This is a genomic window from Streptomyces tremellae, from assembly GCF_039540215.1.
In the GTDB taxonomy this organism is placed as follows: domain Bacteria; phylum Actinomycetota; class Actinomycetes; order Streptomycetales; family Streptomycetaceae; genus Streptomyces; species Streptomyces tremellae.
Map to the genome: position 1 here is coordinate 78,318 of NZ_BAABEP010000001.1, position 22,881 is coordinate 101,198.

The following is a 22,881-nucleotide window of genomic DNA, read 5'->3' on the forward strand; positions in this document are numbered from 1 at the left end:
GACGTGCGAAGGAGCACGGCGGTGGCTGGAGGCGCGCGACGATGGACAGACTCCTGGCCATGCGGAGCCTCGTCGCCGTGGCGGACACCGGAAGCTACGCCGGCGCGGCCGAGTGGGTGCGCGCCTCCCCCTCGTCGGTCTCGCGGCACGTGGCCGGCCTGGAGAGGCACCTCGGTGTGCGGCTCGTCAACAGGACCGCGCGTTCGGTGAGCCTCACGGAGCACGGGGCGCGCTACACCGCCTTCGCACGGCGCGTCCTGGACGAGATCGAACGGGAGGAGCGGAGCCTCACGGAGGCCGACGCCGGCCTCTCCGGGACCCTCTCGATCGTCTGCCCGAAGTGGCTCGGCAGCCTCGACCTGGGGGACGCGATCGCCGACTTCTCCGTGCTGCATCCCGAGGTCGAGGTACGCCTCTCCCTCGGCGGCGTCCAGGACCGGGCCTACGCGTTCCTCGACGACGGCTTCGACGTCTCCTTCCACACCCGTCCGCTGCGCGACGCGCACGTCCGCCTGCGCCGCATCGCCGACCTGCCGTTCGTCCTGTGCGCCTCCCCCGGCTATCTGCGCGAGCACGGGCGCCCCGGCACGGTGCACGAGCTGGCGGGCCACGACTGCCTCACGCACGACCAGGAGCTCTGCTGGTGGCTGGAGACGCCGGACGGGCAGCAGGCGCACAGGATCGGCCGCAGCGCGTTCGGGACGAACTCCTATCTCGCGCTCCAGAAGGCCGCGGTCAGGGGCAGGGGGGTCGCACTCCTGCCCCTGCGTTCGGCGCACACGGCGGTCGAGGCGGGAGAGCTGGAGGTCCTCTTCCAGGGACGGCAGCGGTCACTGCACGCGGTGCACGCCGCGGGGGTGGCGACCCCGGGGCGGGTGCGCGCCCTGCTGGACTTCGTGAGCCGGTGGTTCAAGGACTCGGCACCGCGGGGGCTTCGGCCGGCCGGGTCCGGCTGACGTCCCGGGGCGCCGGGCGCACTTCCCGCGGGTCAGTCCCTGGTGTACACCTGCGGCGGGTACCAGGCGCCCGTCCGCAGGGGGCTGGCGGCGTCCGGCCGGTTGGAGACCAGCCTGCGGCTGAGATGGTCGCCGTGGTGCCCGTGGCGGGCGTAGTGGTCGAGCAGGAGATCGTGGCCGAGGTCGTTGGCCAGATCGCGCCACACGGTGTGCTTGTGCTGCCCGGCCGCCACCGCGTTGTCCGCCTCGACCAGCAGGCCGGACGTCGAGATGCGGTAGTAGTGCGCCGTGTCGGGCTCGGTGCCGCCCGCCCACGCGAAGTGCAGGGCGGCGGGGTCCTCGCGGAACACCTCTTCGCGGTAGCGCGCGGTGATCTCCTCGGGGCCCGTGTCGACGTACCGCATCAACAGGTCGCGCACAGCGGCGAGTTCCGCGCCGCCGAGGTCCGCGCCGCAGACGCCCGACGGCGCCTCCTTGGTGAAGCGCAGCCTGCGGCGGTCGTCGTCGGTGGTGGTGTAGCCCACGATGCCCAGGTCGACCGGGTCGGGCCACTCCTCCGCGCCGACCCTGGGCACCTGGCGGGTCACGAAGTCGGCCGGTGCCACGTCGTGGACGACCGCGCGCTCGCGCAGATCGGGCGGCAGGGAGCGCAGCACGTCGAACGCCATGCGCCCGTGCTCGCCCAGCGGGTCGAGGACGCCCGCAGGCAGGGGCATGGCGCCCATGGCCAGCGGGGTGACGGTGAGATACCGCTGGGCGACGACGGTGGCGTTGAGCGAGAAGTGGTGGCCGATGACGCGCCAGCCCCAGGTGTCCTCGAAGCCCGGCCGGCCGAAGATCGTGAACCAGTAGGCGTCCGGGTTGCGGAACTCACCGGCGAAGACGCCGAACCCACGCTCGATCACGTCCAGTTCGCGCAGGATGTTCTCGGAGGCCATGACGGCGAGCGCCTGGCTGTAGCCCCGCATGCTGAGACCGGACTTCAGCAGGGTGTGGGCCAGGGTCCGCTGGTGGCCTTCGAGGCTGCCGAGGGGCACGCCCGTGCGGTCGGGCTTGGGGATGAAGTCCCAGTCCGCACGGCGCGGGTCGGCCATGTCGGGGATGTGCATGCGGTCCCTGAGCTCCGGGGGGAGCGAGTCCAGCAGGGCCCACGCGGAGAACAGCATCCGCTTGATGGCGCGCGGCGCCTCGTAGCTCATGGGGGTGGGGTTCGGCATGTTCCTCCTCCGCCTCAGGCGGCCGGGTCAGGCGGTCGGTTCGGGCGGCTGGCGCACAACGGTCGCGGGGAGCACGGCGAGCAGGTCGCAGTGGACCCGAGCGGCGCCGTCGAGGCGCGCGGCGACGGCCTGCCGTGCGGGCCTGCGCGCGGGGTCGGGGAACATGGCGAGCCACTCCCGGTTGAGTGCCTCGCGGTCCCCCGGCTCCGCGAGATGGAAGGTGAGCTTCAGGATGTCGTCGGCGCTGCCGCCCACGGCCCGCATCAGCGCGCGCACATGGGCGAAGACGTTGGCGCACTGCTCGTCGAGTCCCGGCGGCATGGCGCCGCTCGCCGGGTCGCGGCCCGTGAGGGCGCCGGATGCCACGAAGGGGCCGATCCTCGCGGCCACCGGGACCGGGTTCGCGTGCGCGAAGCCCGGCAGTTCCACACTGACCCGCTCGCTCATCGCTCAGCCTTCCGCGACGACGCGGTTCTCCAGGGCCCCGAGGCCCTGGATCTCGGCGCGCACCACATCGCCGACGCGCAGGAAGTTCCCGGTCGGGGCGCCGATGCCGGACGGCGTTCCCGTGGCGAGAACGTCCCCCGGCATGAGGGTGAAGACCTGGGACAGGTAGGCGATCTGCTCGTAGATGTCGTGGATCATGTCGCTCGTCGGCCAGTCCTGGCGCACCTCGCCGTTCACGGTCAGCGTCATCCGCAGCGCGAGCGGGTCGGCGATCTCGTCGTCCGTGGTGAGCCAGGGGCCGAGGGGGCCGTGGGTGTCGAAGGACTTACCGAGGGTGAAGGTGGGAGAGCGCTTCTGCAGCCAGTCGCGGACCGACACGTCGTTGGCGACGAGGTAGCCCGCGATCACCGACCGCGCGTCCCGCGCCGTCACGTGCTTGCAGCGGCGGCCGATCACGACGCCGAGCTCGATCTCGTAGTCGAGCTGGTCCGAGAGGTCCGGCTTCACGATGTCGGCGTGCGGCCCTGCGATGCAGGAGACCTGCTTGTTGAACCACAACTGGTGGGCCGGGACGGGGATGCCCGCCTGGCGCGCCTCCTCCGCGTGCTCCCGGTAGTTCATCCCGATGCCCAGGTACTTCTGGGGATCGTCGACGGGGGCGTCGAGGACGACGTCCGCCAGCTGGTGCGTCCGGCCGCGCGCCTGGGCGATGTGCTCCGCGCGCGCGGCGAGGTCGGGAAGGAGCGCCCGCAGCGAGGTGGTGCCGGCCGCGTCGGAGATGTCGACGACCTGGTCGCCGTCGACGCGGCCGAGCCGTACGGGGCCGCCTTCGAGGTGGAAGCGCGCGAGTTTCATGCGGGCCGGCCCTTCTGCTCGGTCGCCGTGTCCGCGAGGCCCGCGCGCTCCGCCTCCGTGGCGGGCCAGACGTGCTTGCCGTCGGGGGTCATCTGGAAGCTGACGAAGCGCCAGGCGCCGTCCTCGCAGCGGCGCAGCACCTGGATGGCCTGTCCCTGGACGATCCGCTCCGTGCCGTCCGGGCTGTCGAGCCGGTTGGTGATGCGCCCGGTCACGATCGCCGCGTCGCCGATCAGCCGGATGGTCAGGGGTCCGCGCGTGATGCCCAGATACGCCTGCCGGGTCGCCACGTGTTCGAGCAGCTGCGCCTTGTCGTGAGTCAGTCCCGGGGCGTGGGTGTGGACGAGGGTCTCGTCGTACAGGTCGTCGAGGGCGTCCAGGTCGGTGGCGAGGAGGGCGGCGCGCCTGCGCTCCTCCGCCGCGAGGATCTGCGCGCGGGTCTCGTCGCCCGCGTACACGACGGGGTCGCAAGGGTGGGTGCTCATGTCAGTCCTTCGTACGGTCGGGGCCGGGCGCGGTGGCGGCCCGGGGGCCGGGCCGCCACCGCGGCGTCAGCGGTCGGCGTGCTCGGTGCGGAACCCGGTCGTGTCACCGGCCTCGTGGCCGGGCCTCGGCTGGCCGACGAGGGCGTGGTACTTGCTGAAGATGGCGTCGGCCTCGGCCAGCGGGAGCACCTCCTCGATGTCGGTGAACCGCTCGCCGCCCGTGCGGTCCTCGACCATGCGGCGGATCACCTCGTACCCCTCGCCGCGGTGGGCCAGCACGATCCCGTTCACCGCTTCGAGGCGCTGGTCCTCGAAGGCCTTCAGGGCCGCGGGTACGTCCCCGACGGTGGCCAGCTTCTCGGCGAGGGCGCCGCCGTCGACGATGGCCTGGCAGGCGCCGTTGCCGCCGCGCGGGTACATCGCGTGCGCGGCGTCGCCGATCAGCACCATCCGGCCGTCGGTCCACGTGTCCAGCGGGTCGTGGCGGATGAGCGGGAACAGGTAGACCTCGCGCGCGTTGCGCATCATCTCCTGCACGTCGAGGTGCACGATGTCGCACCGGTCGTAGTAGGGCAGGATCTCGTCGACGCCGCCGCGCTGGTTCCAGTCCTCGACCGACTCCTCGCGCGTGGCCTCGACGACCCAGTTGACCAGTGTCTTGCCGGTGCCCTCGTAGTCGTCGGCGATCGGGTAGACAATCATGCTGGAGCTCTGCGGCGCGCCGATGTGCAGGATGGTGCCGCCGCTGCCGAAGGGCTCCATGAGGGTCGTGCCGCGCCACATCGTGATGCCGGAGTAGACGGGCTCGGAGGCGTCCGGGTGCATCTGCCTGCGGATGGCGGAGTTGATGCCGTCTGCCGCGACGGCCAGGCCCGCGCTCACCCGGGAGGTGTTCCCCTCCTGGTCCACGAGGTCGAGCGTGACCCGGTCGTCGTGGTTGGTGTATCCGGTACAGCGCACGCCGAGCCTGACCGCGTCCTCACCGAGCCGGTCGAGCACGGTGCGGTAGAGGAGCATCTGGAGGCGGCCGCGGTGCACGAAGCGCTGCTCGTGGAGGTAGCCCATGTGCACACCGCAGAGCTCGGCGTAGATCTCCTGCCCGTACTTGTTGTAGAAGATCGAGTCCTTGGCGTCGACGGATATCTCGCGGAAGGCGTCGAGCAGTCCCAGCTCTTCGAGTTCCCTGGTGCCGTAGACCTTGACGTCGATGCCCACGCCGAGCGGCCTGAGTTCGGGGACGGTCTCGTAGATCCGGGGCCTGAAGCCCCGCTGGTGCAGGCGGAGCGCGGCGGCCAGGCCCGCCGGGCCCGCGCCGATGATCGCGATGTCGAGGGACGTGTCGGTCATGGGGATGATCCTCGGGTCGGTGTGCGGCCGCGCCGCCGGCGTTCGCACCGGGGGCCAGACGCGGTGGCCGGGTACTCAGGTGGTCGGCTTCGCGCCGTCGGTCTCTCGGAGGAAGTCGAGGGTGGCTGTCCAGGCCCTGCCGGTGCTCCGCGCGTGGTAGGAGACGGTGTCCGGGGCCGGGGAGGACTTCGCCATGGGGCTGGTGAAGGCATGCACGGTGCCGCTGTAGAGGTGTGTCTGCCAGTCGACGCCCGCCGTGTCCATCGCCGAGGTGAGGTCCGCGCGCATCCCGGGCGTGGCCATAGGGTCGTCGGCGCCCGAGCAGACGAGCACGGAGGTGGGGCGCGCGGCCGACCAGTCGGACCCGAGGATGTCAAGGCCGCCGTGGACGCTGATCACACCGGCCAACTCGGCGCCCGTACGGGCGTGTTCCAGCGCGGACGAGCCGCCGAAGCAGTAGCCGAGCGCCACCACGCGGGCCGCCCCGAGCCCGGGCCCGGCCAGGAGCGCGGCGTGCGCGGCGGCCACCCGGCCGAGCCAGCGGCCCCGGTCGGCCGCCATGGCGCCGATCAGCGGGCCGAACTCGGCCTGGCCCGAGGGCAGACGGCGCTCGCCCCACAGGTCGGCGACGAGGACCGGGCGGCCATGCTCCGCCAGGCGCCGACCGAGACCGATCGCGTGACCGGTGACGCCGTAGGCGTCGGGCAGCAGCAGAACGGCCGTGTCCCCGCGGGGGGCGTCCGGCACGCACATCTGGCCGACCATCCGGGTCGCCCCGTGCCGGTACTCGACCTCGTAGGAGGTCACACCACTCATCCGCACACGTCCCCCTTCCCGCAGGCGGCGCGCTCGGGAGGCAGGAGATGCGTCCCGTCGCGCCGCGGCACACACCGACCGTAAACGAGATCATGTACGATTTCAATTGCGATGTCGCTTGCGATAGTGGCCCGCCGGGGCTAGCGTGCCTATCACATTTCGTACACGATCTGTTCCGCGAGCAGCTTCCCACGCCACCGTCCGGCCCGACGGCCGCGTGTCGGATTCAAGAGCCGCGCACCCCGGCGCACGACGAGAGGGACGCCCCTATGACGGTCGTAGACATCAACATCCACCACCTCCCCGAGGACCTGTTCTCGAACCCGAAGACCCTCAACGGCTTCCTGGACAGCGCCCCGCGCGGCTTCGGCGAGATCGCCCGGGTCGCCGAGCTCGACGACGGCCGCAAGCAGCTGATCCTGGAGAAGCCGGCCGGCTTCCAGAACCTCAACTACGTCGACGGCGACTACAGTGCGGCGGCCAAGCTCGCCGCGATGGACGAGGCGGGCGTCGACTACGGGATCATGCGGGTCCCCGTGTGGCAGGAGTGGCTGCCCCTGGAGACCTGCCGCGAGGTCAACGACAACGCGCACGAGATCGTGAAGCGCTCGGACGACCGCCTGTTCGCCACCGCCTGCGTCCCGCCGTGGGGCGGCAAGGAGAACATCTACGAGCTGGAGCGGTGCGTCAAGGAGCTCGGCGTCGTCGGCGTGCAGCTCGCCTGCCACTACGGGCAGATCTACCTGGACGACCCGGTCTTCGAGCCGTACCTGAAGGTCATCGAGAAGCTCGACATCCCGGTCGTCGTCCACCACACGCCCCTGCCCGTGGAGTGGCGCTCCGTCGTCGACTACACCAACCTGCGGCGCGAGTACGGCCGCATCGTGGACCAGGGCACCGCGGTGGGCCGCGAGCTGTTCAGCGGGATGTTCGACCGCATGCCGGGGCTGCGCTTCGTCCACACCATGCTCGGCGGCAACTGGTTCGCCAACACGGCTCTGCTGACCCCGCACAAGTCGAACAAGAAGGAGGCCATCACGCGCCTCGACCCGACCGGCGGGGAGAAGATCCAGAGCTACCTGGAGAACAACATCTTCTTCGACCTCACCCACCCGCACTCCTGGGGCAAGGACCAGGTCGAGTGCGCGCTCAAGGTCAACGGCTCCGACCACTACATGTTCGGCTCCTCGTTCCCCGTCTTCTACGGCTGGATGAGCCAGGGCGTCGACTTCCTCCAGAACACCGTGGAACTCGCCGACGAGGAGCGCGAGATGGTGCTGTCCGGCAATGCCAAGCGCCTCTTCAGGCTGCCGGTCTGACCCGCGCCGCCGCCGCGTCGGAGGAGTCCGACCCGCGCCTTATCCATGTGCGTATCCCCGTCCGAGGAAGAGGAGGAGGCCCCGTGAGCCGGCAGGACCACCGGAGCGGACAGCCCGACCAGGACATCGACGGGTTCTTCTCGACCGCCCGCGTCGCCGCGCGGGAGCAGGCTGTCGAGCTGCCCGGCGACGATTACACCCGTTATCTCCTCGACCTCGACGACCCCAGGCTCGCCGACGTCCGGGGCCTGGACTACGAGGAGTTCACCCGGGCCCGCTATGAGGCGCCGTTCCTGCGCGACCTCCTGGCGTTCTGGCGCACCCTGTACGACGAGCCGTTCAAGGGCCTCACCACCGACGGGGCGGTGCGCGCGGGGCTCTACGAGCTGCCCGAGCACCCGGTCCTGGACCACGCGCCGCAGTCGGCGGCTGAACGGATGCTCGCCGCGCTGTCCCGCGAGGAGCGGAAGTCGGTCGGCCACTCCGTCACGGCCCGCGAGTGGCGGGCATGGAGCAACCCGGAGTTCGTCGTCCACCGGGTCGGGCTGCGCCTGGAGGACCTGGCGCCCGAGAAGGTCCGGGCCGTCCTCGACGTCGTGCGCGCCTCGCTCAGCCCCGAGGGCTACGAACGGGTCACCGGCGCGATGGAGCTCAACGGGGTGCTGGGCGAACTGGTCGGCCTACCGAAGGTGATGAACGAACGCAGCTACTGGTTCTCCCTGTTCGGCAGCCCCCACCCGCTCGCGCCCTGGGGCTGGCAGCTGTTCGGGCACCATGTGGCCGTCAACTTCGTCTCCGCGGGCGGCCGGCACGTCATCGCGCCGGTCTTCCTCGGGGCCGAGCCCGCCCTCACCGAGGAGCGCCCGCCGCTGTTCGCGGCCCGCGAGGAGGCCGCGCTCCGGCTCGCCGGCTCGCTCACCGCTCAGCAGCGGGCGAGCGCGGTCGTCTACACGTCGGTCCTCGACCCCGCGATGCCGGAGGGCCGGCTGCATCCGGCCGACGAGCGCCACGTCGCCGGCGCCTTCCGGGACAACCGGGTCGTCCCGTACGAGGGGATACGGTGCGGCGGCCTCGCGCCGCAACAGCGCACACTGCTGCGCGCGCTGGTCGAGGACTGCCTGCTGCTGCTCAAGGAGGACCAGCGCGCGGCGACGCTCGCCCTCCACGACGCCCACCTGGACGAGACGTGGTTCGCCTGGTACGGCGCCACCGACGGCTCCCAGCCGTTCTACCTGCGGGTGCACAGCCCGGTGATCCTCACCGAGCTCGACCACCATGCCGGTGTGTGGCTGGGCAACCGCCTGCCCGCGCGCTTCCACGTGCACACCACACTGCGCCACCCGAACGGCAACGACTACGGCCGTGTGCTGGTCGACCGCCTGCGCGGAGGCGGGGAGTGATCAGCGATGGCCGGTCCCGTTCGGGTCGCGCGGAAGCTCCGCCTCGTACCGCGTCACCGCCTCGACGGTCCGCAGCTCGTGCTGCCTGGCCGCCGTCTCGATGGCGTCGGGCTCGGCCGCGGACTCGATGAGCGCCAGGATCTCGTCGTGCTCCGCCAGGGCGGCCTCGGCCCGGCCCGGCGCGTACCAGAAGGCGGACTTGCGGATCACCTCAAGACGCGCCCATTCGTTGTGCACCATCGTGACGAGGCGTTCGTCCCCGGCCCGCGAGGCGAGCAGCTCGTGGAACTCGCGGTTGAGGCGGCCGAAGCGCGCCGGGTCGAAGGCGCCGAGTGCCTCCCCCATCTGCCGGTTGAGCCCGTGCGCCCGCTCCAGGTCGCCCTCGGTCAGCCGCGGCGCGGACAGCGCGGTCGCGTAGCCGCCGATCCTGGCGAGGAGGCTCAGGCCCTGCTGCCAGGCGTCGGTGTCGAAGGTGCGCACCAGCGCCCCGACGTTCGGGACGATCTCTACCCAGCCCTCGGCTTCGAGCCGGCGCAGGGACTCGCGCCACGGCACAGAACTGATGCCGTACTCCCGCACGAGCTGGTCGATGACCAAGCGATGGCCGGGCCCGTACGTGCCGTCCATGATCCGCTCCTTGAGGATACGGAAGGACCGCTCGGCTTTGCTCTGCATGGGACGAATTCTACTGAAGGGAGCACACAGTGACCGAACCCGGCAGGACCGGGACCCCCGCACCACGCCGTCCCGGGAAGATCGTCGCGGTCCGCACCGGCTTCGCGTCCCGGGCCGACGAGGCCGGTGTACGGCCCGCGTTCCCCGAATACCTCCTCAAGCCCGCAAGCTCCCTTGCCGCATCCGGCGGCGAGGTCGAACTCCCGGTGAGCACCGCGGGTTTGACCTGCGGGGGCGAGATCGCGCTCGTCATGGGAACGACGGCGCGGCACGTGGGCCGCGCCGAGGCGTGGGCGTGCGTGGACCGGGTGACCGCGGCCAACGACCTCGGCATCGCCGAGCTGCGGGCCCAGGACCGCGGCTCCGACCTCCGTGCCGGGGGCCGCGACGGGTTCACACCGCTCGGCCCCGGGTCGTTCGACGCGGTGGCGGTCGACCCCGCGGGCCTGCGCGTCCGCACCTGGGTCAACGGGGAGCCCGCCCAGGAGGACACCACCGCGGGTCTGCTCTTCCCTCTGGAACAGATCGTGGCCGACCTCTCCCAGCACCTGACGCTCGAACCGGGGGACGTCATTCTCACCGGCACGCCCGCGGGCGTGCGCGTGCTGGCCCCCGGGGACGTGGTGGAGGTGGAGGTGGACGCCCCGGACGCCCCAGGGGCACCCACCTCGGGGCGGCTGCGCACCACTGTGGTCCCCGGGCTCGTGCCCTTCGACCCCGGCCTCGGCGCGCTGCCCGCCCCAGCGGCCCGGGACGCCGCCCTCACGCCACAGCTGCGCGCCAAGCTCGCCCGCACCCCGGTGGCGGGGCTCTCCGCACAGCTGCGCAAGCGGGGCCTCGACAACGTGTCGATCGACGGGCCGCGCCCGCTGGCGCCGGGCGCCAGGATCGTGGGAAGCGCACGGACCCTCAGATTCCTGCCCAACCGCGAGGACCTGTTCGCCTCGCACGGCGGCGGATACAACGCCCAGAAGCGGGCGTTCGACGCGGTCGCGCCCGGCGAGGTGCTGGTGATCGAGGCGCGCGGCGAGCAGGGAGCCGCGACGCTGGGGGACGTCCTGGCCCTCAGGGCGCACGTGCGCGGGGCAGCCGGCATCGTGACCGACGGCGCGGTGCGCGACGCCGAAGCGGTCGCCGCCGTCGGTATCCCCGTCTTCGGCGCGGGCCGGCATCCCGCCGTGCTGGGCCGCAGGCACGTGCCATGGGACCACGACCTGGCCGTCGCCTGCGGCGGCGCCACGGTCCTGCCGGGCGACGTGATCGTGGCCGACGCGGACGGCGTCGTGGTGATTCCGCCCGCGCTGGCCGAGGAGGTCGCGGACGCGGCACTCGCCCAGGAGGACGAGGACGCGTGGATCGCCGAGCAGGTGAAGGCGGGACACCCCGTGGACGGGCTGTTCCCGATGAACGCGGCCTGGCGCGCCCGTTATACCGAGTGGCGGGCCCTGCGGTGAGCGGCGAGAGCAAGTCCCAGAGGGCCCACCGGTGGATCCGGGAGCGCATCGCCGCCGGGGTCTACGGACCCGGCTACCGCCTGGTGCTCAGCGCCCTCGCGACCGAACTCGGCATGAGTGTCGTGCCGGTGCGCGAGGCCGTGCGCGCGCTCACCGCCGAGGGCCTCGTGACCTTCGAGCGCAACGTCGGGGCCAGGGTGGCCGCGGTCGACGGCGCCCAGTACCGCTTCGCCATGCAGGCGATCAGCGTGCTCGAAGGGGCGGCGACGGCCCTTTCGGGGCCGTTCCTCGCCCCCGCCGACATCGCCCGCGCGCGGGAGCTCAACGACGTCGTGCGCCGCGGGCTCCCCGACCTCGACCCGCGGGTCTTCCGCGAGGTCAACCAGGAGCTGCACCGCACCCTGTACGCCCGGTGCCCCAACCCCCGGCTGCTCGACATCATCCGTACCGAGTGGGTCAGGCTGGGGCATCTGCACGGGGCGCTGTTCGACATCGCGCCGGGCCGCGCGGCGACCGCCGTGCGCGAACACGAGGCGCTGATCGACCTCATCGCCGACGGGGCGCCCGCCGACGAGGTCGAGCGCACGGCGCGCCGACACCGCGAGGGTTCCCTCACCGCGGACCTCGCGGTGCGGCACCCGCGGGCGAGCGCCTGTGCCCTCTCCCTGCCCGAGACCCGCCCCGGACCCGTCCCCGAATCTTTCCCCGCGTCTTTCCCCGAAGGAGCGTGAATGCTGCCGCACGAGACCATCGAAGGACTGGCCGCCGAGCTGTCCGAGGCCCGCAGGGAGCGCACGGTGGTCCCCCGGATCACCGCCCGCCACCCCGAGGCCACGGTCGAGGACTCCTATGCCATCCAGAGCGCCTGGCGCAGACGGCAGTCGGCGGCGGGGCGGCACCTCGTGGGCCACAAGATCGGGCTGACGTCGAAGGCCATGCAATCGGCCACCGGTATCTCGGAGCCCGACTACGGCGTCATCCTCGACGACACGGTGTGGCAGAACGGCGCGATCGTCCCCTTCGACGACTTCTCCAACGTGCGCATCGAGGTCGAACTGGCCTTCCTGCTCGACAAGCCGCTGGATGGGCCGCACTGCACCCTCTTCGACGTGCTCGGCGCCACCCGCTACGTGGTGCCTGCCCTGGAGATCCTCGACTCCCACATCGAGCTGGAGGGTCGCACGATCGTCGACACCATCGCCGACAACGCCGCGTACGGCGGGATCGTGCTCGGCGGCAATCCGGCGCGGCCCGACGCCGTGGACCTCCGCTGGGTCTCCGCGCTGCTGTACCGCAACGAGACCATCGAGGAGAGCGGGGTCGCGGCCGCTGTGCTCAACCACCCGGCGTCCGGTGTCGCCTGGCTCGCCAACAAGCTCCACCGGCACAGTGAAAAGCTCGAAGCGGGGGAGCTCGTGCTCGCCGGCTCCTTCACCCGGCCGATGTGGGTGTCGCGCGACGACGTCGTGCTCTGCGACTACGGACAGATGGGGACGATCACATGCCGGTTCCGGTGACTTCGACGCTGCGCGACAGCCTGGCCTCGGCCGACCGGCCGCTCGCCGGGATGTGGGTGTGCAGCGGCAGCCCGCTGGTCGCGGAGATCTGCGCGGGCGGCGGCGTCGACTGGCTGCTCGTCGACATGGAGCACGCCCCGAACGGACTCGCGTCCGTGCTCGGCCAGTTGCAGGCAGTCGCGGCGTATCCGGTCGACGCGGTGGTACGGGTCCCCAGCGACGACCCCGTCGTCATCAAGCAGGTGCTCGACCTGGGCGCGCGCACGATCCTGGTGCCGATGGTCTCGTCGGCAGAGCAGGCACGGGAGGTGGTGGCCGCCGCCCACTACCCGCCGCGCGGCCGCCGCGGTGTGGGGTCGGCCCTTTCCCGGTCGGCCCGTTGGAACCGTGTCGGGGACTACCTGGCCGAGGCGTCCTCGTACGTCTCGGTCCTCGTACAGGTCGAGACCGCGGAGGCGGTGGCGAACGCCTCCGGGATCGCGGCGGTGGACGGGGTGGACGGCGTCTTCGTCGGCCCTTCGGACCTGGCGGCCTCGATGGGCCTGCTCGGACAGCAGACCCATCCCGATGTGGAGGCGGCGGTGCGCGGCGCGCTCGCCGACATCAGGGCCGCCGGCACACCGGCAGGAGTCAACGCGTTCGACCCGGCCTACGCCGACGCCTATGCGGCGGCGGGTGCGTCGTTCGTGCTGGTCGGCGCCGACGTCACGGTGCTCGCCCGGGCCTCCGAGTCGTTCGCGGCGCGGTTCGGCGGCGGCTCCGCGCTCCGCGCCCGCTGAGAACGCGGCCCCCCACCGTCCGTGGCGCTCCCGGTCCGGCCCCACCGGGAGTGCCACTCCGCTCGGACCGGTCAGGTCAGACGGACCCGCGGACGACGACCCGCGCGGGCGGGGGCCGCAGACCGCCGGTGTCGAGGCCGAGTGCGAGGCGCGCGCTGAGCCTTCCGTGGGCCTCGGCATCGACCTTGACCGTGGTCAGCGGGGGGGTCGTGTACGCGCCGTAGCCGTTGTCGTCGAAGCCGATGACGGCCATGTCCTCGGGCACGCGGCGGTCGAGGTCGCGCAGCGCCGTCAGCACGCGCAGCGCGACGTCGTCGTTGAAGCCCGCGATCGCGGTCACCTCGGGCGCGCCCACGAGATACGTCTGGAGCGCGCGGGCGCAGGCGGTGCGCTCGGGCGGCACCACGAAGGAGCCGGGCGGCCGCAGCCCCAGGCCGCGCGCGGCCTGGGCGGTGAACTTCAGGCGGGTCGCCGCGAGCGGCGGCTCCGCTTCGGGCAGCGCCACGGCGATCCCGATGTGGCCGTGCTCCACGAGGTGGCGCAGCTGGAGCGCCGAGTGCGCGGCCAGCCCGTCGCGCCATCCGCCGCCGACGTCGTCGAGTTCGCGGCCGGTGAGGTATGTCTCGCCGAAGCGGATGACGGCGCGGGGCGCGATCACGTCGAGCACCTGCTGCGTGGCCCGCGGGGTGTGGTGTCCGTGCCGGACGAGCAGGACGTACTCGTGGGCGGCGAGTTCGGCGTCGAGACCCTCGATGTAGCTGCGCGCGTAGTGCCCTTCGAACCCCGCCTCGATGTTGAGGACGACGACGCGGGACGTGCCCTCCCGCAGCGCACGGGCCACGCCGTGCGGCACGTAGCCCAGCTTCTTCGCGGCCTGCTTGACCCGGTCGCGGGTCGCGGCCGAGATGGTCTGGTGAGGGTCGTCGTTCAGTACGAAGCTGACGGTGGCGCGGGACACCCCGCTCGCCGCCGCCACGTCGTTCAGCGTGACTCTCCGGGAACCGCCCATCACCCCTGCTCCGCCGCCGTTCACGCGCCGGGCCCTCCGGCGGGTCGGCGCCCGGTCATTCTAGGGACCGGTCAGCGGGCCCGCCACGGGCGCCGCGGGCCGTGCCGCCGCGCGGAAGTGCGCGGTGGCGCCCGCCCCGGTGGCCCGCGGCCGTGTCCCGCGCGCCGTGCGCGAAAAAAGCGAGCCATGCCACTAGAACGATTTACCTGTTGCTTGTAACCTGACTGGCATATCGATTTAGCTTTCCAGCGCGCGGGCCCTCGGCCCGGGCGCGGAGGAGGTTCCTCCATGATCGACACACTGCGCCACCTGGCCGCCGGGCACCCGACCCAGCTCCCCGAAGGCCTTCCGCTCCCCCGGCACGGCAGATGCCTGGTGATGGGCATACTCAACGTCACACCCGACTCATTCTCCGACGGCGGCCTCCACATGGGGACGCGCCGGGCGGTGGCACACGGGCTGCGGATGGCCGAGAGCGGCGCCGACCTGATCGACGTGGGCGGCGAGTCCACCCGCCCGGGCGCCCTGCCCGTCCCGCTGCACGAGGAGCGGGTGCGGGTGGCCCCGGTGATCCGGCAGCTCGCCAGGGCGGGGGTGCCGGTCAGCGTGGACACCATGCACGCAGAGATCGCGCGCGTCGCGGTGGAGGAGGGCGCCTGCCTGGTCAACGACGTCAGCGGCGGCCTTGCCGACCCCGCCATGGCCGCCACCGTGGCCGCGGCAGGGGTTCCCTATGTGGCCGCGCACTGGAGGGCCCCGAGCCGCGAGATGGACGAGCGCGCCGCCTACGGCGACGTCGTGTCCGAGGTCACCGCGGAACTGCTCGACCGGGTCACCGGGCTGGTCGAGGCCGGCGTCGCCCCCGAGCGCGTCATCCTCGACCCCGGCCTCGGCTTCGCCAAGCGCGCGGGCCACGACTGGCGGCTCCTCGCGGGGCTGCACGCCCTGCGCGAGGCCGGCTTCCCCGTGCTCGTCGGGGCGTCGCGCAAGCGGTTCATCGGCGCGGCCCTCGAACGGGGCGGCACCCCCGCGCCCCCGCCCGACGAGCGCGACGCCGCGACGGCGGCCGTGTCCGCGCTGGCCGCCGCCGCGGGTGCCGCCTGCGTACGCGTCCACGACGTGCGCGCCGGCCTGCACGCCGTGTGCATGGCGGCGGCCTGGGCAGCGGGCGGCCGCGCGCCCACCCCCGCCTGACGCCCGCCGGTCAGCCGCACCCTCGCTCGGGACCCGTGCTCAGAGTCCGCGCTCCGACCGACATAACTAGATCGATTAAGTATCCATGTACGCCGCCCCTGCCCCGCGCAGCGGTCAGTCCCCGACGCCGGATCGCGCGCGCTGTCCGGCCCTGTTCCCCTCTCCGAAAGAAGGACCCCGCATGACGACTCCCAGCCTCCAGGACGGCATCGACAAGGCCGGATCGCCCGTCGGACTGCTCTGGCAGCCGGGCGCCGAGCCGTGGACGCCCGAGGTGGTGGACCGTGAGTTCGCGGGCTGGCGCGTGGAACAGCGCGCGTGGCACGAGGGCGTGGCCCTGCTCGACCTGTCCCACCACATGTTCGACCTGTGGATCGAGGGCCCCGACGCCACCCGTGTCCTGGCGGAGTACGGCGCCAACAACTTCGAGAGGTTCGCCGTCGGACAGGCCAAGCAGTACGTGCCGGTCACCCGGCAGGGCCACATCGTCACCGACGGCATCCTGTCCCGCGAGGGTGAGAACGCCTACCTGCTCAGCGGCATCCCCGCCGCCCAGCACTGGGTGCAGTACCACGCGGAGAAGGGGGGCTACGACGTCTCCTTCTTCACCGACCCGTCCTCCGCCTTCCGCCCCGGCGGCGGCGACCCGAAGCTGTTCCGCTACCAGATCCAGGGGCCGGGGGCCCTGGAACTCATCGGGAAGGTCTTCGGCAGCGCCATCCCGGAGACGAAGTTCTTCCACTCCACACCGGTCACACTCGAAGGGCGCGCCTTCAAGGCGCTGCGCCACGGCATGGCGGGGCAGGCAGGCTACGAGTTCATCGGCCCGTGGGAGCACGCGGCCGCCGTGCACGAGGCGTTCCTGGCGGCGGGCGCACCGCTCGGGCTCGTCCAGGTCGGCGCGCTCGCCTACGCCACCCCGAGCGTGGAGAGCGGCTGGGTCCCGTCGCCCGTGCCCGGCATCTACTCCGACCCCGGGCTCGCGGAGTACCGCGCGTGGCTCCCCCTCTTCGGCATCGAGGGCAAGCGCCCGCTCAACGGCAGCTTCTTCTCCGAGGACATCGAGGACTACTACGTCTCCCCGTTCGAGCTGGGCTACGGCAAGATGATCCACTTCGGCCACGACTTCCACGGCAGGGACGCCCTGCTCAAGGCCAAGGAAGACCCGGGCCTGCGCAAGAAGGTGACGCTCGTCCTCGACCCCGACGACGTCCGCCGGGTGATCGGCGGCGGCGAGGACCCGGGCTTCCACCTCAGCTACGCCCGCCACCGGGTGGAGTCGTCCACGGGCCTTGTCGGCGTCACCATGCAGGCGGCGACCATCGACCCGGTCGGCACCGTCCTGGCCCAGACCCTGGTCGCCCCCTCCCACGCACGGCCCGGCACCGAGGTGGCGGTGGTGTGGGGCGAGCACCCGGGCCCCGGGACCGCGCCCGACGCGGACCTCGGGCTCCCCCGTATCCGCGCCACCGTCCAGCCGAGCCCGTTCGACCGACACGCGCGGACCGAGTACCGCCGCGACGCCTGATCCCGTACGGCACCCCGCACCGGGCCTCAGCCTGCCGACCGGTGGCCGCCCGCCCCACCCGGCCGAGCCGCCCCGCGCCGCTCCCGAAGGGGACGTCCCGGCGGCCGGCCGCCGGGACGCGGTGCCGCCGCACCCAAGGAGCATGATGAACCACCCCGACGCGTCCTCCCTCACAGCCGGCACCTCGCTGCTCGACGACTCCTCCCTGGAAATGACCGGCAAAGACGTGCCCAAGCTGGAAGAGGCCGCCCCCTTCATCCCCGCGGGCACCCGGGTCAACGTCACCTTCCTCGGGAACGAGGACCTGACGATGAGGCTGGCAGCGGCCCGCGCTGTGCAGCGTCTCGGATTCCGCCCCGTGCCGCACATCTCCGCAAGGCGCCTCGGTTCACGCCCCGCGTTCGAGGAGTTCCTCGCGGGGCTGCGCGCCGACGCCACCGGCACCGACGTCTTCGCGATCGGCGGCGATCCGGCCCGTCCCGAAGGGCCCTATGCCGACTCCCTCTCCCTGATCGAGTCCGGGCTGCTGGGCGAGTACGGCGTCCGGCACGTCGGCATCACCGGCTACCCCGAGGGCCATCCGGCCATCCCGGAGGACGTGCTGTGGGCCGCACTGCGGGACAAGGCCGCCGCCCTCGCGGCGCACGGGCTCGGCGGCAGCGTCATCACCCAGTTCGGCTTCGACGTCGGCCCTGTGCTCGCCTGGATCGAGAGGGTGCGCGACGAGGGCATCGCCCTGCCCGTGCGCATCGGGGTCCCGGGCCCTGCGGGCGTGCGGCGGCTGATGTCGTATGCCGCCCGCTTCGGCGTCGGCACCAGCACCTCCATCGCCAAGAAGTACGGCCTCTCCCTCACCAACCTCATGGGCACGGCGGGCCCCGACCGCTTCCTCCGCGCCCTCGCCGACCGTTACGCACCCGAGCTGCACGGCGACGTGAAAGTGCACTTCTACACCTTCGGCGGCCTGCGGGCCACCTCCGAATGGATCACCGAGTTCAAGAAGGAAGCCCACGTATGACAGCCACTCAGGCCGCACCGGCCCGCACCGCGGGCAAGGGCAGGGGGACGGACCACCAGGCTTCGCTGATCGTGCAGGGCGACGACACCACAGGCGTCGTCGCGGGCGTCGCCTCGGTGCTCGCCCGGCACGGCGCCAACATCGTCGCTCTCGACCAGTACTCGGACAATCCGCAGGGCGGCTCCTTCTTCCAGCGCACCGTCTTCTCCCTGGACGGCCTCCAGGCGCGCCTGCCCGAACTCCGGGCCGACCTCGACGAGCCGGCCGCGAAGTACGGCCTCACCTGCACGCTGCGCGACCTGTCGGTCCCGAAGCGGATGGCGGTCTTCGCCTCCAGGTCCGACCACTGCCTGCTCGACCTGCTCTGGCGGCACCGGCAGGGCCAACTCCCCGTCAGCATACCGATGGTGATCTCCAACCACCCGGACGTGGCCGAGGAGGTGCGCAACTTCGGCATCCCGTTCTTCCACGTGCCCTCGGCAGGGACGGACAAGTCCGCGGCCGAGGCCGAGCACCTCCGCCTGCTCAAGGACAACGTCGACTTCGTGGTCCTCGCCCGCTACATGCAGATCCTCTCGCCCGGCTTCATCGAGCAGGCCGGCGTGCCGATCGTCAACATCCACCACTCCTTCCTCCCCGCCTTCATCGGCGCGGGCCCGTACGCCAAGGCCAAGGAGCGCGGGGTGAAGCTGGTGGGCGCCACCGCCCACTACGTGACCGAGGACCTCGACGAGGGCCCGATCATCGAGCAGGACGTCGTCCGCGTCACCCACGCCGACACCACCGCCGACCTCGCGCGCCGCGGCGCCGACGTGGAACGGGCCGTGCTCTCCCGCGCGGTGCTCTGGCACGCCGAGGACCGGGTGATCCGCGACGGCAACCACACCATCGTCTTCGCCTGAACGGCCCTGCCGTGCGCCGAGGCCACCCGCAGGGGCAGGGGGCACGGCGGACGGTACGGCCCACCGAGAGAAAGCGGTTGCCGCCATGACACACATCATCAAGGGCTGGGAGACAGCCCGCAGCGTACGCACCCGGGTCGCCGAGCGGGTCGCGGAGCTGACGGCAGGAGGCCGCTGCCGGACCCCGGGTCTTGCCACCGTCCTGGTGGGTGACGACCCGGCCAGCGCCGTCTATGTGGGGGCGAAGCGCCGTGCGGTCCGCGAGGCCGGAATGCGCGACGTCCACCGCCACCTGCCCGGCCATGCGGCCCAGGAGGACGTTGCCGCGGTCGTCGACCGCTTCGCCGCCGACCCGGAGGTCCACGGCATCCTCATCCAACTCCCCCTGCCTGCACACCTCGACGCCCCCGCGCTGATCGACCGCATTCCCGTGGCCAAGGACGTCGACGGGCTGACCACGGGCAGCGCGGGCCTGCTGGCCCGCGGCGAACGGGTGCTGCGCCCCTGCACGCCGAGCGGCATCATCGAACTCCTCGACGCCGAGGGCGTCGGGCTCAAGGGCGCCCGCGTCACCGTCGTGGGATGGGGCGAACTCGTCGGCCGCCCCCTGGCGCAGCTCCTGCTGCGGCGCGGCGCGACCGTGACGGTCGCCCACGAGTACACCGCCGACCTGGCCGCGGCCACCCGCCCCGCCGACATCGTGGTGGTCGCCACCGGCGTCCGCGGCCTCGTCGGACGCGAGCACATCACGCCAGGTGCCACCGTCGTCGACGTCGGCATCCACCGCACCCCGCAGGGCCTGGCAGGAGACGTACGCGCGGCCGAACTCGAAGGCGTCGCGGGCCGTATCACCCCCGTGCCCGGCGGTGTGGGGCCGATGACCATCGCCATGCTCCTCGCCAATACGCTCGAAGCCGCGGAGTGGGAAGCGGAGCGCGCGGCCGTGCCCGCGTGACCGCAGCGGCGGGGCCGTGTGCCCGCGCGGCCACTCTCCCGGGTCTCGAAAAGGGCAGGACATGAAGCACGTTCCTCCGCTGGCTGTCTTCCGCGACCGCGCGGCCTACGGCCTCCTCGACGTCACCGACGACCCGGAGGCCCTCGACTCCGAAGGCTTCTGGGCCGTCGTGGCCGATTTCGAGGGGCACTTCACCTGCGCGCGCTTCCGCGACGTCCGTGCCCTCTCCCGGCGCGCGGTGGACGGCGCGGCCTGGCGGGGCCCTGGGCAGGCGCAGTGGACGAGTTCGCTGGACCGCTCCGCCTACACGGCGGGTGTGCGCCGCATCCGCGAACACATCGCGGCGGGCGAGGTCTACCAGGCCAATCTCTGCCGTGTGCTGTCCGCGCCCCTGCCGCCTGAAGCGGACGCCGAGGCCCTGGCCCACCGCCTCCCGGCCCGCCACCCGGCGCCGTACGCCGCGCTGGTCAGGCTGCCGGAACACGGCGTCGAGGTGGTCTCGGCCTCTCCCGAGCTGTTCCTGCGCCGCGACGGCCGGGTGATCCACTCGGGCCCCATCAAGGGCACCGGCCGCACCGAGGCCGACCTCCTGGAGAAGGACCGCGCCGAGAACGTCATGATCGTGGACCTGGTACGCAACGACCTCGGCCGCGTCTGTGCGACGGGCAGTGTGAGCGTCCCCGCGCTGTGCGCCGTCGAGCGGTACCCCGGGCTCGTCCACCTGGTGTCGAGCGTCCGCGGCGTCCTCGGTCCGCGCAGCGGCTGGGCCGAGCTGCTGGCGGCGGCCTTCCCGCCGGGATCGGTGACAGGAGCGCCCAAGGAGAGCGCCCTCGGCATCATCCGCGCACTGGAGACCGTGCCCCGCGGCCCCTACTGCGGCGGCATAGGCTGGATCGACGCCGATCGCATGCGCGCCGAGATCGCGGTCGGCATCCGCACGTTCTGGATCGACCGCGCTGTGGGGACACTCAACTTCGGCACCGGTGCGGGGATCACCTGGGGCTCGGACCCGGAGCGCGAGTGGGAGGAGACGGAGCTCAAGGCGGCGCGGCTCGTGGGCATCGCCTCCAACGGCCCAGCCGCCGCACACTGAGCCGGCGGCCTGCAACCCGCTCGGCGCGGAACCCCCGATTCGGTTCACCTTAGGTTGCGTTCGCGAGGCCCTCTCGCGGCGGCGGCCCCGTTGTATGGTCCCCGCAGCCCCCGGCCCAGCAGTCAGTCCGCACCCGCCGCAGCGGCCGGCCGCCCCTCCCCCACCCCGCACGCCACAACCCCGCGACCATGTTTCGAGGTGCCATGTCGGCCATCGCCCCGTCCGCTTCGATGCCCCCTCCCCTGTCAGCCGGCACGGCCCGGCAGACCAGGATCACGATCCTGCTCGCCTGTACGGGGGTCTTCGCCGCCTATCTGCCGGTCGTCGGTGTGGCGGTTGCCCTGCCCGTCATCCAGCAGGCACTCGACGCTTCCACGGCGGAACTCCAGTGGGTCACCGACGCCTTCATCCTGCCGACCGCGGCCCTCCTGCTCACCTTCGGCGTGCTCGGCGAGCTGCGCGGGCGCAAGAAGGTCTGCCTCGCGGGCCTCGTCCTCTTCTGCGTCGGCTGCCTGGTGTGCCTGACCGCGCCAGGCGTCGTCCTCGTCTGCGTGGGCCAGGCGCTGACCGGCATCGGGGCCGCCGCGCTGCTCCCCTCGACGCTGGCGCTGATCAGCCATGTCTGCCCCGACCACCGCAGTCGCGCCCGCGCGATCACACTGTGGACCGCCTCGCTGGGGCTCGGGCTCGCGCTCGGCCCGATCATCAACGGTGTGGTCGTCGAGCACCTGAGCTGGCGCTGGATCTTCCTGCCCTCGCTCGTCATCGGCGTCATCGCCGCGGTGGCGGGTGGACTCCTCATCGAGGAGTCACGCTCGTCGCGCGAGCCCCACCTGGACGTGCCGGGCCAGATACTCGCCGCCGTCGCGATCACCGCGGCGGTCTACGGTGTGATCGAGGGCGGCAGCACCGGCTGGGCCTCCGCCCAGGCGGTCGTCTCCCTGCTCGTGTCCGCTGCCGCCTTCGCGGCCTTCGTCGCGGTGGAGCTGCGCTCCCCGTTCCCCATGCTGGACATGGGCCTCTTCCGTTCGCGGGCCTTCTCAGGGGCGGCGTTCGTCATGGCCGTCACACTGTTCGCCCAAGTCGGCCTGGTCTTCGCGCTGAGCGAGTACTTCGGGCTCGTCCACCGTGCCTCGACACTCGACATCGGCGTCCGGCTGCTCGCGCTCAACGGCGTCACCGTGGCGCTCGCCCCGCTGGTCGGACGGCTGATCAACCGCACAGGACCCGGCTTCCTCCTCTTCGCAGGACTCGTCGTCGGCGGCGCCGGGGCGCTGTGCGTGTGCTTCTTCCACGCCTCGACGGGAACCGGCACGGCCGCGCTGGTGATCGCCGTCCTGGGCGTCGGGATCGCGCTGGCCCTCGCGCCGGTCACCACCATCGCGATGAACAGCGTCCCCCGCCCCATCGCCGGCACGGCGGGAGCGGCCAACAGCGCCCTGCGCCAGATCGGCAGCGCGCTCGGCCCCGCCGTCTTCGGGGCCGTCCTCACCGACCGCACCGTCGCCGCGCTTCCCGGACACCTCGCCGCCTCCGGCCTGAGCCCCGCGGACCAGGGCCGGGTGGGCGGCGTCGTGTCGCGCATCGGCATCCAGGCCGGGGCCTTCCTGAGGCTGGACACCGCGGCGGCGACCGGGCGCGCCGTCACCGCGTACGGCGCGGGCTTCACGGACGCGCTGCATGTCTGCGCCCTGGTGAGCGGCGTCGGTCTGCTCGTGGCCGCGGCGGTGGCACTCCTCACGATCGGGCTGCGCGGCCGCGCTCCGCAGGAAAAGCCCGAGCCCGCGGCGGCGGCCGGCGGTGCTGCCGTTTCGCGCACCGGACCGGTCCGGAGCGCCCCGGACCAGCCTGGATCGATGTAGATCGTTCTAGTAGAATGCCGCCGGGGCGGCGCTCCGGGCCGGAGAGGTGTCGC

The 22,881-nt window shown here is 72.5% G+C and carries 22 protein-coding genes; 14 read left to right on the forward strand and 8 right to left on the reverse strand.

Going from position 1 to position 22,881, the window contains the following annotated elements; translation table 11 throughout:
* The first annotated feature begins 41 nt into the window (after positions 1 to 41).
* Complete coding sequence (locus ABEA77_RS00335) at positions 42 to 956, forward strand: LysR family transcriptional regulator (protein WP_345639702.1); 915 nt, start codon at positions 42 to 44, stop codon at positions 954 to 956.
* Between the two features lie 32 nt (positions 957 to 988).
* On the opposite strand, the gene ABEA77_RS00340 is transcribed toward ABEA77_RS00335, so the two are convergent.
* The 6 genes from ABEA77_RS00340 to ABEA77_RS00365 form a co-directional block, all read right to left on the reverse strand.
* Entirely contained in the window at positions 989 to 2,173 is a 1,185-nt protein-coding gene (locus tag ABEA77_RS00340; protein WP_345639704.1) for a DUF3500 domain-containing protein, read from the reverse strand.
* Between the two features lie 27 nt (positions 2,174 to 2,200).
* Positions 2,201 to 2,620 (reverse strand): RidA family protein, encoded by a 420-nt coding sequence (locus ABEA77_RS00345; protein ID WP_345639706.1) that lies wholly within the window; start codon positions 2,618 to 2,620, stop codon positions 2,201 to 2,203.
* 3 nt (positions 2,621 to 2,623) lie between these two features.
* A complete protein-coding gene (locus tag ABEA77_RS00350) occupies positions 2,624 to 3,475 on the reverse strand; it encodes a fumarylacetoacetate hydrolase family protein (RefSeq protein WP_345639707.1) in 852 nt (283 codons plus the stop codon).
* Positions 3,472 to 3,960, reverse strand: a complete 489-nt coding sequence (locus tag ABEA77_RS00355; protein ID WP_345639709.1) for a DUF4440 domain-containing protein — start codon at positions 3,958 to 3,960, stop codon at positions 3,472 to 3,474. Before ABEA77_RS00355 ends, ABEA77_RS00350 begins: the two co-directional genes overlap by 4 nt.
* A 66-nt stretch (positions 3,961 to 4,026) precedes the next feature.
* On the reverse strand, positions 4,027 to 5,307 hold the full coding sequence (locus ABEA77_RS00360) for an FAD-dependent monooxygenase (RefSeq protein WP_345639710.1): 1,281 nt from the start codon (positions 5,305 to 5,307) through the stop codon (positions 4,027 to 4,029).
* 75 nt (positions 5,308 to 5,382) lie between these two features.
* The gene (locus ABEA77_RS00365) at positions 5,383 to 6,123 is read right to left on the reverse strand and encodes a dienelactone hydrolase family protein (protein WP_345639711.1); all 741 of its coding nucleotides are present in this window, start codon (positions 6,121 to 6,123) and stop codon (positions 5,383 to 5,385) included.
* 269 nt (positions 6,124 to 6,392) lie between these two features.
* Here ABEA77_RS00365 and ABEA77_RS00370 point away from each other — a divergent pair, with 269 nt between their 5' ends.
* Together ABEA77_RS00370 and ABEA77_RS00375 are read left to right on the forward strand one after the other, a co-directional pair.
* Positions 6,393 to 7,442, forward strand: a complete 1,050-nt coding sequence (locus ABEA77_RS00370; RefSeq protein ID WP_345639713.1) for an amidohydrolase family protein — start codon at positions 6,393 to 6,395, stop codon at positions 7,440 to 7,442.
* A gap of 83 nt (positions 7,443 to 7,525) precedes the next feature.
* Positions 7,526 to 8,842, forward strand: coding sequence for a DUF3500 domain-containing protein (locus tag ABEA77_RS00375; protein WP_345639715.1), 1,317 nt, complete (start codon positions 7,526 to 7,528; stop codon positions 8,840 to 8,842).
* On the opposite strand, the gene ABEA77_RS00380 is transcribed toward ABEA77_RS00375, so the two are convergent.
* Complete coding sequence (locus ABEA77_RS00380) at positions 8,843 to 9,517, reverse strand: GntR family transcriptional regulator (RefSeq protein ID WP_345639717.1); 675 nt, start codon at positions 9,515 to 9,517, stop codon at positions 8,843 to 8,845. It lies immediately after the preceding gene.
* A 29-nt stretch (positions 9,518 to 9,546) separates the two neighbouring features.
* Between ABEA77_RS00380 and ABEA77_RS00385 the strand changes: the two genes are divergently transcribed.
* From ABEA77_RS00385 to ABEA77_RS00400, 4 genes are read left to right on the forward strand one after another with little or no spacing between them, the layout of a single operon-like run.
* Complete coding sequence (locus ABEA77_RS00385; RefSeq protein WP_345639718.1) at positions 9,547 to 10,971, forward strand: fumarylacetoacetate hydrolase family protein; 1,425 nt, start codon at positions 9,547 to 9,549, stop codon at positions 10,969 to 10,971.
* On the forward strand, positions 10,968 to 11,702 hold the full coding sequence (locus tag ABEA77_RS00390) for a GntR family transcriptional regulator (RefSeq protein ID WP_345639720.1): 735 nt from the start codon (positions 10,968 to 10,970) through the stop codon (positions 11,700 to 11,702). The genes ABEA77_RS00385 and ABEA77_RS00390 overlap by 4 nt, the downstream gene beginning before the upstream one ends.
* Positions 11,703 to 12,488: a 2-oxo-hept-4-ene-1,7-dioate hydratase gene (gene hpaH, locus ABEA77_RS00395; protein ID WP_345639722.1), complete on the forward strand. Its 786-nt coding sequence runs from the start codon at positions 11,703 to 11,705 to the stop codon at positions 12,486 to 12,488. It abuts the gene before it with no gap.
* On the forward strand, positions 12,473 to 13,267 hold the full coding sequence (locus ABEA77_RS00400) for an HpcH/HpaI aldolase family protein (RefSeq protein ID WP_345639724.1): 795 nt from the start codon (positions 12,473 to 12,475) through the stop codon (positions 13,265 to 13,267). The genes hpaH and ABEA77_RS00400 overlap by 16 nt, the downstream gene beginning before the upstream one ends.
* A 76-nt stretch (positions 13,268 to 13,343) precedes the next feature.
* Here the strand turns inward: ABEA77_RS00400 and ABEA77_RS00405 are convergent, their stop codons facing one another.
* Positions 13,344 to 14,276 carry a LacI family DNA-binding transcriptional regulator gene (locus tag ABEA77_RS00405; protein ID WP_345639726.1) on the reverse strand — a complete coding sequence of 311 codons (933 nt, stop codon included), beginning with the start codon at positions 14,274 to 14,276 and terminating at the stop codon, positions 13,344 to 13,346.
* A gap of 378 nt (positions 14,277 to 14,654) precedes the next feature.
* Between ABEA77_RS00405 and folP the strand changes: the two genes are divergently transcribed.
* The 7 genes from folP to ABEA77_RS00440 all read left to right on the forward strand — a co-directional run bounded on the left by folP (position 14,655) and on the right by ABEA77_RS00440 (position 22,828).
* Positions 14,655 to 15,470 carry a dihydropteroate synthase gene (folP, locus tag ABEA77_RS00410; protein WP_345640183.1) on the forward strand — a complete coding sequence of 272 codons (816 nt, stop codon included), beginning with the start codon at positions 14,655 to 14,657 and terminating at the stop codon, positions 15,468 to 15,470.
* 181 nt (positions 15,471 to 15,651) lie between these two features.
* Entirely contained in the window at positions 15,652 to 16,998 is a 1,347-nt protein-coding gene (locus ABEA77_RS00415) for an aminomethyl transferase family protein (protein WP_345639727.1), read from the forward strand.
* 145 nt (positions 16,999 to 17,143) lie between these two features.
* Positions 17,144 to 18,016, forward strand: a complete 873-nt coding sequence (locus tag ABEA77_RS00420; RefSeq protein ID WP_345640185.1) for a methylenetetrahydrofolate reductase — start codon at positions 17,144 to 17,146, stop codon at positions 18,014 to 18,016.
* Positions 18,013 to 18,918, forward strand: a complete 906-nt coding sequence (gene purU, locus ABEA77_RS00425; protein WP_345639729.1) for a formyltetrahydrofolate deformylase — start codon at positions 18,013 to 18,015, stop codon at positions 18,916 to 18,918. Before ABEA77_RS00420 ends, purU begins: the two co-directional genes overlap by 4 nt.
* Before the next feature lie 85 nt (positions 18,919 to 19,003).
* Complete coding sequence (locus tag ABEA77_RS00430) at positions 19,004 to 19,873, forward strand: bifunctional 5,10-methylenetetrahydrofolate dehydrogenase/5,10-methenyltetrahydrofolate cyclohydrolase (RefSeq protein ID WP_345639730.1); 870 nt, start codon at positions 19,004 to 19,006, stop codon at positions 19,871 to 19,873.
* 61 nt (positions 19,874 to 19,934) lie between these two features.
* Positions 19,935 to 20,966, forward strand: a complete 1,032-nt coding sequence (locus ABEA77_RS00435) for a chorismate-binding protein (RefSeq protein ID WP_345639732.1) — start codon at positions 19,935 to 19,937, stop codon at positions 20,964 to 20,966.
* A gap of 203 nt (positions 20,967 to 21,169) precedes the next feature.
* Positions 21,170 to 22,828 carry an MFS transporter gene (locus tag ABEA77_RS00440; RefSeq protein ID WP_345639734.1) on the forward strand — a complete coding sequence of 553 codons (1,659 nt, stop codon included), beginning with the start codon at positions 21,170 to 21,172 and terminating at the stop codon, positions 22,826 to 22,828.
* Positions 22,829 to 22,881: the final 53 nt, after the last annotated feature.